10 protein-coding genes are annotated in these 17721 nt (G+C 73.4%); all 10 read left to right on the top strand.

Features of this window, described 5'->3' with window-relative positions; translation table 11 throughout:
* The first annotated feature begins 293 nt into the window (after positions 1–293).
* The 10 genes from FIP57_RS05380 to FIP57_RS05335 all read left to right on the top strand — a co-directional run bounded on the left by FIP57_RS05380 (position 294) and on the right by FIP57_RS05335 (position 17709).
* Positions 294–2822, top strand: coding sequence for a GcvT family protein (locus FIP57_RS05380; RefSeq protein WP_148572462.1), 2529 nt, complete (start codon positions 294–296; stop codon positions 2820–2822).
* Positions 2822–3589 (top strand): electron transfer flavoprotein subunit beta/FixA family protein, encoded by a 768-nt coding sequence (locus FIP57_RS05375; RefSeq protein WP_203231066.1) that lies wholly within the window; start codon positions 2822–2824, stop codon positions 3587–3589. The genes FIP57_RS05380 and FIP57_RS05375 overlap by 1 nt, the downstream gene beginning before the upstream one ends.
* Entirely contained in the window at positions 3586–4575 is a 990-nt protein-coding gene (locus FIP57_RS05370) for an electron transfer flavoprotein subunit alpha/FixB family protein (protein WP_148572460.1), read from the top strand. The genes FIP57_RS05375 and FIP57_RS05370 overlap by 4 nt, the downstream gene beginning before the upstream one ends.
* A 78-nt stretch (positions 4576–4653) precedes the next feature.
* The gene (locus FIP57_RS05365) at positions 4654–6963 is read left to right on the top strand and encodes an ATP-binding protein (protein ID WP_148572459.1); all 2310 of its coding nucleotides are present in this window, start codon (positions 4654–4656) and stop codon (positions 6961–6963) included.
* A gap of 117 nt (positions 6964–7080) precedes the next feature.
* Entirely contained in the window at positions 7081–8094 is a 1014-nt protein-coding gene (locus FIP57_RS05360; RefSeq protein ID WP_148572458.1) for a DUF5995 family protein, read from the top strand.
* Positions 8095–8143: 49 nt separating this feature from the next.
* Positions 8144–10474 (top strand): ATP-binding protein, encoded by a 2331-nt coding sequence (locus tag FIP57_RS05355; protein ID WP_148572457.1) that lies wholly within the window; start codon positions 8144–8146, stop codon positions 10472–10474.
* A 5-nt stretch (positions 10475–10479) separates the two neighbouring features.
* Positions 10480–12003 carry an LCP family protein gene (locus tag FIP57_RS05350; RefSeq protein ID WP_162529688.1) on the top strand — a complete coding sequence of 508 codons (1524 nt, stop codon included), beginning with the start codon at positions 10480–10482 and terminating at the stop codon, positions 12001–12003.
* Between the two features lie 100 nt (positions 12004–12103).
* Positions 12104–15478, top strand: a complete 3375-nt coding sequence (locus FIP57_RS05345; RefSeq protein WP_148572455.1) for a pyruvate carboxylase — start codon at positions 12104–12106, stop codon at positions 15476–15478.
* Between the two features lie 36 nt (positions 15479–15514).
* Positions 15515–16786 carry a DUF4032 domain-containing protein gene (locus FIP57_RS05340; RefSeq protein WP_148572454.1) on the top strand — a complete coding sequence of 424 codons (1272 nt, stop codon included), beginning with the start codon at positions 15515–15517 and terminating at the stop codon, positions 16784–16786.
* A gap of 110 nt (positions 16787–16896) precedes the next feature.
* On the top strand, positions 16897–17709 hold the full coding sequence (locus FIP57_RS05335) for a sigma-70 family RNA polymerase sigma factor (RefSeq protein ID WP_148572453.1): 813 nt from the start codon (positions 16897–16899) through the stop codon (positions 17707–17709).
* Positions 17710–17721 lie beyond the last annotated feature (12 nt).

Below are 17721 nucleotides of genomic sequence, written 5' to 3'. Positions count from 1 at the left end.
TGGGTCTGTGCGTGGTGGCCGCTGCGGCTGTGGGGGGCGGTGAACCCTCCGCGTTGGTCGCGCCACGACTCGGCTGCGTCCGGGCGTGAAGTTGCGACGACTCGGCGCGGAACGGCTTGACAGCGGGGAAGCGCTCGACAACGCTGGACACACGTTCCTCATCGCGCACCGCGTTGCGTCATACGCAACATAGGCGGAACGGCAAGCAGGAACGACAAGCAGCACCGACTAGCAGCAGACGACGGCAACACTCAGCAACACGGCCGCGACCACGCGGCGGAAGGGCGGCCCCCATGGCCACGGTTCCCAGCTCGGCGCGCGTCGTGGTGATCGGCGCCGGCATCGTCGGCAACAGCCTGGTCCACCACCTCGCCCGGCTCGGGTGGCGCGACATCGTGCAGATCGACAAGGGGCCGCTGCCGAACCCCGGCGGCTCCACGGGCCACGCGTCGAACTTCATCTTCCCGGTGGACCACTCCCGGGAGATCACCGACCTGACGCTCGACAGCATGAAGCAGTACAAGGAGATGGGCGTCTTCACCGAGTCCGGCGGCTTCGAGGTGGCCCGCACCGAGGAGCGGATGGAGGAGCTGCGGCGCCGGATGTCCTCGGCCAAGGCGTGGGGGATCGAGGCCGAGCTCGTCACCCCGGAGCAGGTCGCCGAGAAGGTGCCGTTCCTGGACCCGTCGGTCATCGTCGGCGCCTTCTGGACCCCGAGCGTCGGTGTCGTCGACTCGCTGCGCGCCGGCACGATCATGCGCGAGCGGGCGCTCGAGGCGGGTGCGCTGACCGTCGTCCCCAACGCCGAGGTGGTCGGGCTCGACGTCGAGGAGGGGCGGATCCGCCGGGTCCGCACCGACCAGGGCGACATCGAGGCCGAGACCGTGGTCATCGCCTGCGGCGTCTGGAGCCCGCGCATCGCGCGGATGGCCGGCGCGCACATCCCCCTGACCCCAGCGGTGCACCAGATGATCTCGGTGGGCCCGGTGCCCGTGCTCGCCGAGAAGGAGGGCGAGATCTCGTTCCCGATCGTGCGGGACATGGACACCTTCTGCTACGAGCGGCAGCACGGCGCCGACATGGAGGTCGGCTCCTACGCCCACCGCCCGATCCTCCACGACCCCGACGAGATCCCGTCGATCGAGCAGTCGAAGCTCTCGCCGACCGAGCTGCCGTTCACCGAGGAGGACTTCGACCCGCAGCTCGAGCAGGCGCTCGAGCTGATGCCCGAGATCCTCGGCGACGAGAGCGTCGAGATCCGCTACGCGATCAACGGCCTGCTGTCGCTCACCCCCGACGGCGCCCCGGTCCTCGGCGAGACGCCCGAGGTGAAGGGGTTGTGGTCGGCGGCCGCGGTCTGGATCAAGGAGGGGCCTGGCGTGGGCCGCGCGGTCGCCGAGTGGATGACCGACGGGCTCCCCGAGATCGACCTGGGCCACTCCGACATCGCGCGGTTCTACCCGCACCAGCGCACGCGCAGCCACATCCGTGCGCGCACGAGCGAGTCGTTCAACAAGACCTACGGGATCGTCCACCCCGGCGAGCAGTGGGAGAGCGACCGCGGCAGCCGGCTGTCGCCGATGCATGCCGACGAGGTCGCCCGCGGCGCGGTCTTCTTCGAGACCGCGGGCTGGGAACGGCCGCACTGGTACGAGTCCAACGCGTCCCTGCTCGAGGAGTACGGCGACCGCGTGATGCCCCGCGAGCACGAGTGGGACTCCCGCTGGTGGTCGCCGATCATCAACGCCGAGCACCTCGCGATGCGCGACCGGGCCGGCATCGTCGACCTCACCGCGTTCGCGATCTTCGACGTGGTCGGCCCGGGGGCGATGGAGGCGGTGCAGCGGATCACCGTCGCGCAGGTCGACGTCAAGGTCGGCCGGGTCGTCTACACCCCGGTGCTCGACGGACGCGGTGGGTTCCGCTCCGACCTCACCGTGATGCGGCTGGCGTGGGACCGGTTCCGCGTGGTCACCGGCGGCGCCCACGGCATGGTCGACAAGAAGTGGTTCGCCGACCGGATGCCGGCCGACGGCGGCGCCGACAACTGGGCGGCGGTCGTCGACCTCACCTCGGCGTACACCACGATCGGGCTCTGGGGCCCGCGGGCCCGCGACATCCTCGGCCAGCTCACCCGTGACGACATCAGCCACGAGGGGTTCGGCTTCGGCACCTGCCGCGACATCGAGGTCGACTCGCTGTCGGTGCTGGCGTCGCGGATCTCCTACGTCGGCGAGCTCGGCTGGGAGCTCCACCTGCCCTTCGAGCACGGCGCGAAGCTCTGGTCGCTGCTCCACGAGGCGGGCGAGCAGCACGGCGCGGTGCCGGTCGGCATCGGCGTGTACGGCACCACCGGTCGCATCGAGAAGGGGTACCGCGCCTACGGGTTCGAGCTCGACGCCGAGCGCACGATCATCGAGGCAGGCATGCAGCGGCCGAAGGTGAAGAGCGCGGACTTCGTCGGCCGGGAGGCCTACCTCAAGCAGCGCGAGGAGCAACCCGCGGCGGTGCTCTGCACGTTGACCGTCGAGGACCACACCTCGCGGTCGGGACAGAAGCGGTACATGCTCGGCGGCGAGCCGATCCTGAGCAAGGACGGCGGCGAGCTGCTCGACGACCACGGCCACCGGCCCTACGTCACGACGGCGGGCTCGGCGCCGTCGCTCGGCAAGCACGTGCTGATGGCCTACCTCCCGCCGTCCGAGGCGACCGTCGGCAACGAGCTGACCGTCTCCTACATGGAGGAGCTCTACCCCGTGCGCGTCGGCTCGGTGGACACCACCGCGCTGTTCGACCCGGAGAACGAGCGGGTGAAGAGCTGATGGACGTCCTGGTCTGCATCAAGCGCGTCCCCGACACCGGCGGCGCGATCACCCTCACCGACGACGGGATGGGCGTCGACTCCCGGCTGCTGGGCCACACCGTGAGCCCGCACGAGGAGGCGGCCGTCGAGCTCGCCGTCCAGACGGCGAAGGCCACCGGTGGGTCGGCGACCGTCCTGACCGTCGGCACCGACGATTCGATCGAACAGCTTCGCAACGCGGTGGCGCTCGGGTGCACCTCGCCGGTGCTCGTCGAGGTCGAGCCGGACCGCCTCGGTCCGGCCGACGTCGCCGGCATGATCGCCGACGTGGTCCGGAGGCACGAGGAGCGGGGCACGTCGTACGGCCTGGTGCTGCTCGGCAACGACGCCGCGGACACCGGTGACTTCCAGGTCGGCGTCCGGCTCGCCTACGAGCTGGGCCGGCCCGTGGTCACCGGCGTCTCCCGCTTCGAGGTGGACGGCGAGGAGGTGACCGCACGCGTGGAGAGCACCGACGGCACCGACGTCTACCGGCTGCCGGCCCCGGCCGTGCTGACGGTGATGGAGGGCGGCGTCGAGCCGAGGTACCCGTCGGTCCCGGGCCGGATGAAGGCCAAGAAGGCGGTCGTCGAGACGGTCGAGCCCACGCACGAACCCGTCGGCAACGGCCGCGTGCGGCTCAAGCTGCCGCCCGCCCCGCCGACCCGCGTGGAGATCCTGGGCGAGGGCGCCTCCGCCGCGCCCGCCGTCGTCGACCTGCTGGAGAAGCTGGGGGTGGCTCGATGAGCACACGTACCGCACTGGTCCTGCTCGAGCCCACCGGCGGCGCGCTCAGCGAGGTGTCGGCGGAGAGCCTGACGTTCGCGCGCCACGCGGCCGCCGAGGTGCACGCGCTCGTCGTGGGCGCCGACGCGTCGACGCTCGCCGAGGAGGCTGGCCGGCTCGGCGCGACGGTGGTGCACGGCGCGGCCGCGACGAGCGGTGACGCGTTCTCCGCCTACGCCCCGGCTGCCTGGGCAGCGGCGGTGGTCGCGGCCGTCGAGGCGTCAGGGGCCACGCTGGTCCTCGCCGCCGGGACGCCGCGTGGCAACGAGGTGCTGGCCCACGTGGCCTGCCGCCTCGGCGTGGCGATGGCCGCCAACGTCGTGCAGGTCGACGGCGACGACGGCGGGTCGATGGTGGTCAGCCGCCAGGTCCTCGGGGGCACGGCGCTCGAGGAGATGCGGCTGACCGACCGGGTGGCGCTGCTGACCGTCGCCGGCCACGCCTGCGAGATCGAGCCCGCCGCGGCACCCGCTGCCGCGGAGGTGCGGCCGCTCGACGTCGCCCTCGACCCGCGAGACCTCGTCGTCCGGGTGGTCGAGACGGTCGCCGGGGAGCCGGACGCCTCGGGTGCCCTGAAGTCGGCCAAGGTGGTCGTGGGGGCCGGCCGTGGCGTCGGCAGTGCCGACGGGTTCAAGGAGATCACCGACCTCGCCGACCTCCTCGGCGGCGCCGTCGGCGTCTCCCGGGTCGTCACCAGCCTGGGGTGGCGCCCCCACCACGAGCAGGTCGGCCAGACCGGCAGCCGGATCTCGCCCGACGTCTACATCCCCTGCGGGATCAGCGGCGCGATCCAGCACTGGGCGGGCTGCTCGTCGGCGAAGACGATCCTCGCGATCAACACCGACGCGGAGGCGCCGATGGTCACCAAGGCGCACTACGCGGTGATCGGCGACCTCCACGAGGTGGTCCCGGCGATCAACGAGGAGCTGCGCCGCCGCCGGGGCTGAGCCGCGGGTCGGAGCAGGTCGCCGCGTCGGGTCCTGCGTGGGCTCCTGCGTCGGCACTCGACGTTAGGCTGCACGGGGATGGGAACCACGGTGCAGTCGAGGCGGCGGTCGAACCTTCCCGCGGAGCTGTCCAGCTTCGTGGGGCGGCGGCACGAGCTCGGCCAGGTGCGCACGGCGCTGCGCGACCACCGGCTGGTCACCCTCTTCGGACCCGGCGGTGTCGGGAAGACCCGGCTCGCCTTCCGCGCCGCCGCCGACCTCGAGCGCGGCTACCCCGACGGGGCCTGGGTGGTCGAGCTCGCGCCGGTCACCGACGGCGAGCTGGTCGCGGACACCGTGGTCGCCGCCCTCGGGCTCCGTGACGGCCAGGGCGGCGACACCGAGCAGCGGCTCGTCACCCACCTGCAGGACCGCGAGCTCCTCCTCGTGCTCGACAACTGCGAGCACGTGCAGGACGCCGCCGCCCGGCTCGTCGTGCGGCTGCTCGGGGCGGCGCCTGGGCTCCGGGTGATCACCACCAGCCGCCACGCCCTCCACGTGGAGGGGGAGTACCTCCTGTCGGTCCCGCCCCTCGGGGTCCCCGGTGGCGGTCGTCGCGCGGACGCCTCGCCCGAGGGGCTCATGCACTACGACGCCGTACGCCTCTTCGTCGACCGTGCCACCGCGAGCTGGTCGCCGTTCCAGGTGACCACCGGCAACCAGGGTGCGCTGGCCGAGCTGGTCCGGAGGCTCGACGGGATGCCGCTGGCGATCGAGCTCGCCTCGGTGCGGGTCCGCAGCCTCACCGTGGAGCAGATCCTCGAGCGGCTCGCCGACCGGTTCGCGCTGCTCAACCGGGGTGACCGGGCCGCGATGCCCCGGCAGCAGACCCTCCGCGCGCTCATCGACTGGAGCCACGACCTGCTCGACCCCCGCGAGCGGCTCGTCTGGGCCCGCGCCACCGTCTTCAACGGCTCCTTCGACGTCGAGGCGTTGCGCCACGTGGTGTGCGACGAGCGGCTGCCCGAGGCGTCGGTCGGGGGGATCGTCGACGCGCTGGTCGCGAAGTCGATCCTGGTGCGCGAGGGCACGGGCCCCGAGGCGCGGCTCTCCATGCTCGAGTCCCTGAAGGAGTACGGCGCCGCACGGCTGGCGGACCTCGGGGAGACCGCGGGGTTCGTCGAGCGCCACCGGCAGTGGTACGTCACCACCGCCCGGGCCGCCGCCCGCGAGATGTACGGCGCCGATGACGTGGCCGTCTTCCGCCGGCTGAAGGCGGACCACGAGAACCTCCGCCGCGCCCTGGAGCGGTGCGTGGCGGTCGCTCCCGACGACGGGCTCCGGATGATGGCCGCGCTCCAGCACTACTGGGTGATGGTCGGCCGGTTCAGCGAGGGACGCCACTGGATGCGGCGGCTGCTCGACCTGCCGGGCGCCGGCGACCCTGCCCGGACGGCCGGTCGGGTGGTGGCCGGGCGGCTCGCCGTGCTGCAGGGCGACGTCGACGAGGGCCGGGCGCTGCTGGAGCAGGCGCTGCAGGCGGCCACCGACGCCGGCGACACGACGTGGCGCGCCCACGCGCTGCACGGGCTGGCGATCGCGGCGATGTTCTGGGGCGAGCCCACCGAGGCGGTCGCGCTGCTCGAGGAGGCGCTGGCGCTGCACCGCGACGGCGAGGACCCGTTCGGCGTCCCGCTCGCGCTCGTCCAGCTCGCGACGGTGCACGCCCTGCTCGGCGACCCAGACCGGGCGATGGGCTACGCCGAGGAGTGCATCGCCATGAGCACGGCGGCAGACGAGCGGTGGTGCGCCGGGCTGGCCCGGTGGACGCAGGCGCTCGTGGCCTGGCGGCAGGGACGGGCGGCCCGGGCCCGCGCGTACGCCCGGGACGTGCTGCGGCTCAAGGAGCCGTTCGGCGACCGGCTGGGGATGGCGATGTCGGTCGAGATGCTCGCCTGGGTCGCGGTCGACACCGGCCGCCACGACGAGGCGGCACGGCTGCTCGGCGCGGTGCAGGCGGCGCTGCGGTCGATCGGCGGCTCGCTGTTCGGCCACCTGCTCGACGACCACGAGACGTGCACCGCGCGGACCCGGGAGGCGCTCGGGGAGGAGCGCTACGCCGCCGCCGTCGCCGAGGGGGCCGCGGTGGCGTTCGAGGACGCGGTCGCGCTGGCTCTCGGCCGCCGGCGGAGCGCGGACGTCGACGGCGAGCAGGTCCGGCTCACCCGGCGCGAGCAGCAGATCGCCGAGCTCGTCGCCGAGGGGCTGAGCAACCGGGAGATCGCGGCGCGGCTGGTGATGGCGCAGCGCACGGCCGAGGGGCACGTCGCGCGGGTGCTGAGCAAGCTGGGGTTCACCTCGCGGACGCAGCTCGCCGCGTGGGTGAAGGACCGACCAACGGTGGTTTAGACCAGAGCGGAGGTCCCAGGTCGGGTTTGTCCGACTTTGCCGCTCCGGGATGTGACGCGCACCGCACCCATCGCTCACAATGACCCGGCGGGGAGCTTGCCTGGGGAGGGAGCGAACGTGGTGGGAGGTGACGCGCGCCGCAAGGCGCGCGGATCGAGACGTTGGCGTGCCCGCGTCGCGGGGCTGCTGAGCGCGGTGCTGGTGGGAGCGGTCGTCGGGGTGCCGGCCACGTCGACCTCGAGCAGCGGCGCGACCCTGTACGTCCCGTGGACGATCTACCTGAAGGGGTGGACGGACCAGTACGTCCCGAGCAGCGCCAACGACTGCGTGGCCGGGCGGCCACCGTGCCTGCGGCAGACGCTCAAGGAGCTCAACCGCATCCTCGAGCTCACCGGCAAGAGCTGCTCGCACAACGCGGTCTTCGCGCTCGCCTACCTGCGGATGACCCAGGGGTACGGCTGGTCGAGGGACATCCCCGGCTACTACCAGGACGTGCCGTTCGCCAACCACCAGGACGCCGTCTTCGCCCGCTACTACACCGACGCCTACTACCACTGGCGCGCCGGTCGCCGCGGCAAGGTCCCGAAGGCCTGGCTGATGGCCTTCGACGCCTCCGACGCCAAGCAGCTGACCGGCACCGGCGACCTGATGCTGGCGATGAACGCGCACATCAACCGCGACCTCGCGTTCGTGGTGGCGGCCGTGGGGCTCGTCGCGCCCGACGGGTCCTCGCGGAAGCGCGACTACACCAAGGTCGAGGACTTCCTGGCCCGCTCGGCCGAGCCGATGATGCGCGAGGCTGCGGCCCGGTTCGACCCGACCATCGACGACGCGAACGACCCCCTGGGTGTCCTCAACGGCACGGTGATGCAGGTGATCTCCCTCTGGCGGGAGAACGCCTGGCGCAACGCCGAGCGGCTGGTGAGCGCCCGGACCGCGGCCGAGCGTGCCCGGGTCGCCGCCTCGATCGAGGCCCAGGCCGAGTCGATCGGGCGCACGATCCGGCTGGGGTTCGCGCGCAACGCGCTGCTCAGCCCCACCTCCACCCGGGACCGGTACTGCCGGGCCCACCACACCGCGCGCGCACCGGAGCCCTACCCCTTCGGGACGCCCCGCCCCTACGGGCTGTGACGCGCTCGAGTTCAGCGGCTCCGGCCGCGGGTCGTGCGAGGATGCGCCGGTGATCGGGCGGCGCCAGGAGCTCACCGCGCTGCGCAAGCGGTTGACCGGCGACGCCCGGTTGCTCACCCTCACCGGCCCCGGGGGCATCGGGAAGAGCTGCCTCGCGCGGACCGCCGCCGCCGAGCTGGAGCGGGGGTTCGAGCACGGCACCGCGGTCCTCGACCTCGACGAGGTCGCCGAGCCCGCGCTGCTCGGCGCCGCCGTCTCGCGGGCGCTCGGGGTGCACCTGCAGGGCGACGAGTGGGAGCTCCGCCACCTCACCGAGGTGCTCGGCGACCACGAGGTGCTGCTCGTCCTCGACGGGTTCGACCGGGTGCTCGAGCCCTGCGCCGCGCTGGTCACCGGCCTGCTCTCGGCGTGCCCCCGGGTGCGGGTGCTCGCCACCGGCCGCCAACCGCTGCGGGTGGCCGGCGAGGTGGTGCAACCGGTCGGCCCGCTGTCCCACCCCGGGACCGGCGACCCGGTGGACGCCGCCACCGCTCCGTCGTACGACGCGGTGGCGCTGTTCGTCGAGCGCGCGCGGGGCGCGGTCCCGACGTTCACGTTGACCGAGGAGAACGTCGCGGCGGTCGCGGAGATCTGCGCGACGCTCGGCGGGGTGCCGCTCGCCGTCGAGCTGGCGGCCGCGAGGGTGCTGGTGCTGTCGCCGCAGGGGATCGCAGAACGGCTGCAGGACCGCTACCGGCTGCTGACGAAGGGTGCCCGCGGTGCGCCGGCGGCCCAGCAGTCGCTGCGCGCGTCGGTCGACGCCAGCCACGAGCTGTGCGAGCCGGGCGAGCAGACGCTCTGGGCCCGGCTGTCGGTCTTCGCCGGGAGCTTCGACCTCGAGGCCGCCGAGACGGTGTGCTCCGGTGACGGCATCGACGAGTGGGAGGTCCTCGACCTCATCGACTCGCTGCTCGAGCGCTCGGTGCTGCTCCGCGACGAGGACGACGGGTCGACGGTTCGCTACCGGATGCTCGAGACGATCCGCGCCTACGGCGAGCAGCGGCTGGAGGCGGGAGAGCGTGAGCGCTGGCAGGAACGGCACCTGGAGTGGTGCGTCGACCTGGCCGCGCGGTTCCGGGCCGAGTGGTTCGGCGACCGGCAGCCGGCGTGGGCCCGCCGGATGCGGCGTGAGACCGCGAACCTGCAGGCCGCGCTCGAGCGCGGCACCCGCGCTCCTGCGACCGCCGGGCTCGCGCTCCGGCTGGTCTGCGACCTCGAGCCCTACTGGATCGTGACCGGTCGCGTCGGCGAGGAGCGGCGGTGGATCGAGCGCGCCACCGCGGCCGCGGGTGCCGAGGGTGCCGGGCTCGACCCGCTCCTCGAGGTCCGGGCGCTCGGGGTCGGTGCCGGGCTCGCCGTGGTGCGCGGCGACCTCCACGGGGTGGGTGCGCTCGTCGAGACCGCGGAGCGCCTGCTGACGGCGCACGACCTCGACGACCTCGACCACCTCGACGGCGTGGCGCCGCTGACCACGCTCCGGAGGGCACAGGGGACGGCCCGGTGCTGGGCGGGGGACGTCGCCGGCGGGCGTCGCCTGCTCGAGGACGCCGCGGCACGGTCGGCCTCGGCGGGGGACCGGTACGGCGAGGCGCTCGGCCACCTGGCGCTCGGGATGTGCCTGCTGCTGGCCGGGGACCGGGCCGGTGCCGACGCGGCCCTCGGCTCCGCGGCGCGCGTCGGGGAGTCGGTCGGCGACGTGCACGTCCGCTCCTACGCGCTCGGGCTCACCGCTCTCGCCGCGGCGTCCGCAGGGGAGTGGCACGGGGCCGAGGAGGCGGCGCGCGAGAGCCTCGGGATGCGCGCGGCGCTCGGGGACGACCTGGGGGTGGCCTTCGCGCTCGAGGTGCTCGCCGCCGCCGCCGCCGAGCACGGGGACCCCGAACGGGCGGCCGTGCTGTTCGGGTCCGCCGAGACGTGGCGCCGCGCGGTCGGGCTCGCTCCGCAGGCCTCACCCGGGTGGGACGAGCTGCGCCAGCGTGGCTGGGAGAGGGCCCGCGAAGGGCTCGGCGCGCGGCGCTTCGACGCCCACGCGCGGCGGGGGCGCGAGCTCGGTCGGGAGCAGTCGATCCGGTTCGCCCGCGACGGTGAGCCCGTGGAGAGCGTGACCGCCGCACCCGCTCCGCAGCGCGACGACGACGTGCCGCTGACACCGCGGGAGGCCGAGGTGGCGCGGCTGGTCGGGCAGGGGATGTCGAACCGCGAGATCGCCGAGGCGCTGGTGATCTCCCACCGCACCGCACAGGGCCACGTCGAGCACATCCTCCGGAAGCTCGGGTTCACCTCGCGCACGCAGGTCGCCGCCTGGGTTGCCGAGCGCCAGGCGCGGTCCATGCTTCGATGACGCCCATGACGCCCGCCTCCGACCACCGGCGGGCACCGTCGCTCCCGAGGGCGCTCGGCTGGACGGTGCTCTCGGCCCTGCTCCCCGGCGCCGGCCACGTGCGCAGCGGCCGGTGGTGGGGGTGGGTGGTGCTGCTCCTCACCGTCGGCGGGCTCGCCGCATCCGCGCTCTACGTCGGCGACCTCCACCGGGCGCTCGACCTCGTCTTCGACCCGGCCCGGCTCCGGGTGGCGGCCGCCGTCGCGCTGGTCGCGCTGCTGCTCTGGCTGACCGTCGTGGTCTCCACCTACCTCGTGCTGCGTCCCCGCGACCTCGACCGGACCCGCAGCGCCACCGGGGTCGTCGCGCTCGTCGTGCTCTGCCTGCTGCTCGCCTCACCGGTCGCCCTGGGGGCGCGCTACGCCATGGTGCAGGCCGACCTCGTCGACGACGTCTTCCGCGACAACCGCACCGCCACCGCGCCCCAGCACGTCACCGCCGACGACCCGTGGGACGGCCAACGGCGGGTCAACGTCCTGCTGCTCGGCGGTGACGGGTCGGTCACCCGCGACGGGCTGAGGACCGACTCGGTGATCCTGGTGAGCGTCGACACCCGCAGCGGCGACGCGGTGATGTTCGGGCTGCCGCGCAACCTGGTCGGCGCGGAGTTCCCGCCCGGCAGCCCGCTGCACGAGCTGTACCCCGAGGGGTTCACCAACAGCTACGACCCGGCGGCCGCGATGCTCAACGCCGTCTACGGCCAGGTGCCCGCCCTCCACCCCGGGGTGCTCGGCCGCTCCGACAACGAGGGGGCCGACGCGGTCAAGCAGGCCGTCGAGGGGACGCTCGGCATCCCGGTGCACTACTACGTGCTGGCCAACCTGCAGGGGTTCCAGGAGATCGTCGACGCCCTCGGCGGGGTCACCGTGAACATCAACGAGCCGGTGGCGATCAACGGCAGCACCGACCGCGGCATCCCGCCGACCGACTACCTCGACCCGGGGCCGGACCAGCGGCTCAACGGCTTCCAGGCGCTGTGGTTCGCCCGCGGCCGCTGGGGCTCCGACGACTACGAGCGGATGCTCCGGCAGCGGTGCATGGTGCAGGCGATCATCGACGAGGCCGACCCGCTGACCGTGCTGCGCCGGTACCAGTCGCTCGTCGCGGCCGGCAAGCAGATCGTGCGCACGGACATCCCCGCCGACCTGCTCCCGGCCTTCGCGGACCTCGCGCTCAAGGTCAAGGGCGCGCAGGTGCGGTCGGTCGCGTTCGTCCGCTCCGAGGAGTTCCACCCCGAGGCGCCGGACCTCGAGTGGGTCCGCGCGCAGGTCGACCGCGCGCTGGAGCCGCCCGTACGCCGGGAACGGGGCGAGCCGGCCACCGAGCCCACCGACCGGCCGGCCGACGAGGCGACGGACGACCCGACCGAGGACCCCGACGACGACCTCACCGAGGACCCCGACGACGACGAGGCCGACCCGGGCGCCGCCGTCGACGTCGCCGACAGCTGTGCCTACGACCCGGACGGGTGGGACGCCGACGGCTCGTGAGACACCTCCAGGGCCGGCGCACCCGCGTGAGAGGGTGTGGCCTCGCAGGGGGTCGACCGTGCACGGGGGCGGAGCGGCCCGAGGACGACGAGGGGATCCGATGTTCTCGAAGGTGCTGGTGGCCAACCGCGGCGAGATCGCGATCCGTGCGTTCCGTGCGGCCTACGAGCTCGGGGCGCAGACGGTCGCGGTGTTCCCCTGGGAGGACCGCGGGTCGGAGCACCGGCTGAAGGCGGACGAGGCCTACGAGATCGGGGAGCGCGGCCACCCGGTCCGCGCGTACCTCGACCCGGAGGGGATCGTCGCGACCGCGGTCCGCGCGGGCGCCGACGCGGTCTACCCGGGTTACGGCTTCCTGTCGGAGAACCCGCAGCTCGCCGAGGCCTGCGCCCGGGCGGGGATCACCTTCGTGGGGCCGAGCGCCGAGGTGCTCGAGCTGACCGGCAACAAGGCCCGCGCCATCGCCGCGGCCCGCGCCGCCGGGGTGCCGACGCTCGACAGCGTCGAGCCCTCCACCGACGCGGACGCGCTCGTCGAGGCGGCCCAGGACATGGAGCTCCCGCTCTTCGTCAAGGCGGTCGCCGGCGGCGGCGGCCGGGGGATGCGGCGGGTCGAGGAGCGCGACAAGCTGCGTGAGGCCGTCGAGACCTGCATGCGCGAGGCCGAGGGCGCCTTCGGCGACCCGACGGTGTTCATCGAGCAGGCGGTGGTCGACCCGCGGCACATCGAGGTGCAGGTGCTTGCCGACGCGACCGGCGACGTCATCCACCTCTACGAGCGCGACTGCTCGGTCCAGCGGCGCCACCAGAAGGTCGTCGAGATCGCCCCGGCGCCGAACCTCGACCCCGGGCTCCGCGAGCGGATCTGCGCCGACGCCGTCCGGTTCGCCCGGGAGATCGGCTACGTCAACGCCGGCACCGTCGAGTTCCTCCTCGACCCGCAGGGCCGTTACGTCTTCATCGAGATGAACCCGCGGATCCAGGTCGAGCACACGGTCACCGAGGAAGTCACCGACGTCGACCTGGTCCGGGCCCAGATGCGGATCGCGTCCGGCGAGACCCTCGCCGACCTCGGGCTCGCGCAGGACCGCGTCGTGCTCCGCGGCGCCGCCCTCCAGTGCCGCATCACCACCGAGGACCCCGCCAACGGGTTCCGCCCCGACACCGGCGTGATCACGACGTACCGCTCCCCGGGCGGCGCGGGGATCCGGCTCGACGGCGGCACGACCTACACCGGGGCCGAGGTGTCGGCGCACTTCGACTCGATGCTCACCAAGCTGACCTGCCGGGGTCGCGACTTCACCACCGCGGTCGAACGGGCCCGGCGGGCGGTGGCGGAGTTCCGGATCCGCGGCGTGGCGACGAACATCCCGTTCCTCCAGGCGGTCCTCGACGACCCCGACTTCGCCGCGGGCCGGGTGACGACGGCGTTCATCGAGACCCACCCGGCGCTGCTCACCGCCCGGTCGAGCGCGGACCGCGGCACCAAGCTGCTGACCTACCTCGCCGACGTCACCGTCAACCAGCCGCACGGCCCCTGCCCGGTCGACGTCGACCCGGTGACCAAGCTGCCGGCGCTGGACGGCGGCGAGGTGCCGAAGGGGAGCCGGGACCTGCTCCGCGAGGTGGGGCCGGAGGAGTTCGCCCGGCGGCTGCGCGAGCAGACCCGGGTGGCGGTCACGGACACCACCTTCCGCGACGCGCACCAGTCGCTGCTCGCCACCAGGGTCCGCACCAAGGACCTGGTGGCGGTCGGTGGCCACGTCAGCCGGCTGACACCGGAGCTGTGGTCGTTGGAGGCATGGGGCGGGGCGACGTACGACGTGGCGCTGCGGTTCCTCTCCGAGGACCCGTGGGAGCGGCTCGCCAAGCTGCGGGAGGCCGTCCCGAACATCTGCCTGCAGATGCTGCTCCGCGGCCGCAACACGGTCGGCTACACGCCGTACCCCACCGAGGTCACCGACGCGTTCGTGGCCGAGGCCGTCGACACCGGGCTCGACGTCTTCCGGATCTTCGACGCGCTCAACGACGTCGAGCAGATGCGGCCGGCGATCGAGGCGGTCCGCGCCACCGGCACCGCGGTCGCGGAGGTCGCCCTCTGCTACACCGGCGACCTCTCCGACCCCGGCGAGAAGCTCTACACCCTCGACTACTACCTGGCGCTGGCCGAGCGGATCGTCGAGGGCGGCGCGCACGTCCTGGCGATCAAGGACATGGCCGGGCTGCTGCGGGCGCCTGCGGCACGGACGCTGGTCACCGCGCTGCGGGAGCGGTTCGACCTGCCCGTGCACCTGCACACCCACGACACGCCTGGCGGCCAGCTCGCGACGCTGCTCGCGGCGATCGACGCCGGCGTGGACGCGGTCGATGCGGCGGTCGCCTCGATGGCCGGCAACACCAGCCAGCCCGCGCTCTCGTCGCTGGTCGCCTCGACCGACCACACCGACCGCGAGACCGGGCTGAGCCTCCGGGCGGTCAACGACCTGGAGCCCTACTGGGAGGCGGTGCGCCGCGTCTACGCGCCGTTCGAGTCGGGGCTCGCCTCCCCGACGGGGCGGGTCTACCGCCACGAGATCCCCGGCGGGCAGCTGTCGAACCTGCGCCAGCAGGCCGTCGCGCTCGGGCTGGGGGAGCGGTTCGAGCAGGTCGAGGACATGTACGCCGCGGCCAACGACATCCTCGGCAACATCGTCAAGGTGACCCCGAGCTCGAAGGTCGTCGGCGACCTGGCGCTGCACCTGGTGGGCGCCGGCGTCGACCCCGTCGAGTTCTCCGAGGACCCGGGCCGCTTCGACGTGCCCGACTCGGTGGTCGGCTTCCTCTCCGGCGAGCTCGGCGACCCGCCCGGTGGCTGGCCCGAACCGTTCCGCACCAAGGCGCTGGAGGGCCGCGAGCCGAAGAAGCACCTCGAGGAGCTCACCGACGACCAGCGCGCCGGGCTCGGGACGGACCGGCGCACCACGCTCAACGCGCTGCTCTTCCCCGGCCCGACGACCGACTTCGCCGAGGCGCGCGAGAAGTACGGCGACGTCTCGGTGCTCGACACCCGCGACTACCTCTACGGGCTGCGGGGCGGCGACGAGCACACCGTCGAGATCGAGGAGGGCAAGACGCTGCTCCTCGGGCTCGAGGCGGTCAGCGAGCCCGACGAGCGCGGCATCCGCACCGTGATGTGCACGATCAACGGGCAGCTCCGGCCGATCAACGTCCGCGACCGGTCGGTCGCCTCGGACGCCCCCACCGCGGAGAAGGCCGATCCCACGAACAAGGGGCACGTCGCCGCGCCGTTCGGCGGGGTCGTCACCCCCGTGGTCTCCGAGGGCGACCAGGTCGAGGCGGGCGCGACGGTGGCGACGATCGAGGCGATGAAGATGGAGGCCTCCATCACCGCCCCGGTCGGCGGGACGGTCGAGCGGGTGGCGCTCGGCGGCACCCAGCAGGTAGACGGCGGCGACCTGGTGCTCGTCATCGGCTGACCGGGTGGGACGGGCCCTGCGCCTACCCTGGGCTGCATGACGCTGCGGATCCTGGCGACGCAGCCCACGCCGGAGCTCTTCCTCCTGCCGTGGGACCAGCCGCTCGAGTCGTGGACGGAGCGGCACGTGATCATGCTTCCGCGCGGCCTCTCCCGGCACGTGGTCCGCTTCGTGCGCGTGGGCGACACGACCTGTGCGGTCAAGGAGACCGACGAGCTCATCGCCCGGCGCGAGTACCACCTGCTCCGCGACCTCAAGAAGCTCGGGCTGCCGACGGTCGCGCCGCGCGCCGTCGTCACCGGGCGCAAGGACAAGGACGGGGAGTGGCTGCCCTCGGCGCTCGTGACCCGACACCTGAGGTACTCCCTGCCCTACCGGTCGCTGTTCGCCCGCGGGATGCGCGCCGACAGCCTCCCGCAGCTGATGGACGCCCTCGTCGTGCTGCTCGTGCGGCTCCACCTCGCCGGCTTCTACTGGGGCGACGTGTCGCTCTCCAACGCGTTGTTCCGACGCAGCGCGGGGGAATTCGCGGCATACCTCGTCGACGCGGAGACCGGCGAGCTGCACCCCGAGCTCTCCGCGCAGCAGCGCGAGCACGACCTCCTCGTCGGCCGGGAGAACGTCTTCGGCGAGCTCCTCGACCTCCAGGCCGCCGAGCTCCTCGAGTCCGACATCGACCCGTCCGACGTCGTGGACCGCATCGACGACCGCTACCGGGCGCTGTGGAACACCCTCACCGGCGAGACCGAGATCGGCATCAACGAGCCGGCGTCGCTGGACCGCTGGATGGAGTCGCTCCACGACCTCGGCTTCGACGTGGAGGAGATGGACATCCGGACCGAGGCCGACGGCACCCGGATCCGGCTCAGCCCGCGGGTCGTCGAGGCCGGCCACCACCGGCGCGAGCTCCGCACCCTCACCGGGCTCGACGTCGAGGAGGCGCAGGCCCGGCGGATGCTCAACGACATCGCCCGGTTCATCGCCCACCACGGGCTGCAGGACGAGAGCCGCGAGGTGGCTGCGCACCGCTGGCTCACCGAGGTGTACGAGCCACTGGTCCGGATGGTGCCGCGGCAGCTGCGCGGCCGGCTCGAGCCGCCCGAGCTGTTCCACGAGGTGCTGGTGCACCGGTGGTACCTCTCGGAGCGCGCGGGCCACGAGGTGGACATCTTCGACACGGCACGCGACTACATCGACACGGTCCTCACCCAGAAGCCCGAGGAGGCGCTGACCGTGCCGGTCGTCTCCGACGACGCGCTCGACGACGCCCCGGAGGACGGTGCCCCGCTCGACCCCGGTGTGATCTAGCGGTTCCGCGTCCCAGGTGTTTACCTGGAGTAGCCACGGGGACCTTGCTCGTGGGAGCGCAGGTCAGGAAGCGGCCGCGTGCGTTCCCGCCCCACCAGGAGGTCGGACGTATGACCGCCATCCTCGAACGCAGCAGCTTCCAGGACTCGCACGGCGAGCGGGAGCGGGCGCGACGCACCCACGACCTCTTCCTGGCCCTGGAGGAGAGCTCGGACGAGGAGGAGCGGTCCCGGCTGCGCGACGAGCTCGTCACGCTGAACCTCTCGGTGGCCGACGGCATCGCGTCCCGCTACTCCAACCGTGGCGTCCCGCAGGACGACCTCCAGCAGGTCGCGCGGCTCGCCCTCGTCCGCGTCGTGCGCGACTTCCGCCTCGACCGGGAGTGCGACTTCCTCGCCTACGCGGTCCCCAGCATCCGCGGCGCCCTCAAGCGGCACTTCCGCGACGCCGGCTGGACCGTGCGGCCCCCGCGGCGGGTGCAGGAGGCCCAGCTGCTGATGAACTCCTGCCGCCCCGAGCTCGTGCAGCGGCTCGGCCGCGAGCCCACCGTCCCCGAGATGGCGGCCGCGATCGGCGTCGGCGAGGAGACGGTGATCGAGGCGCTCGCGGTCGACTCCTGCTACAGCCCCGACTCGCTCGACCGGCCGATGGACGTCGACGGGTCCGGAAGCGCGACCCTCGGCGGCTGCATCGGCGAGGAGGACCCGGCCTTCGTGCTCAGCGAGCACCGGACGGTGCTCGGCCCGCTGATCCGCGAGCTGTCCGACCGCGACCGGCGGGTGCTCGAGCTGCGCTTCGTCGAGGGGCTCACCCAGACCGAGGTCGGCAAGGCGATCGGCGTCAGCCAGATGCAGGTCTCGCGGATCCTCAGCCGGATCCTCGGCGACCTCCGGGGCCACCTCACGGCACCCGGCCCCGGCTGAGGCATGATCGAG

Origin of the sequence: Nocardioides caldifontis, assembly GCF_008087345.1 — a bacterium.
In the GTDB taxonomy this organism is placed as follows: Bacteria; Actinomycetota; Actinomycetes; order Propionibacteriales; family Nocardioidaceae; genus Marmoricola_A; species Marmoricola_A caldifontis.
Note: the sequence above shows the minus strand (reverse complement) of the source record. Positions and strands in the feature narration are given on the sequence as shown.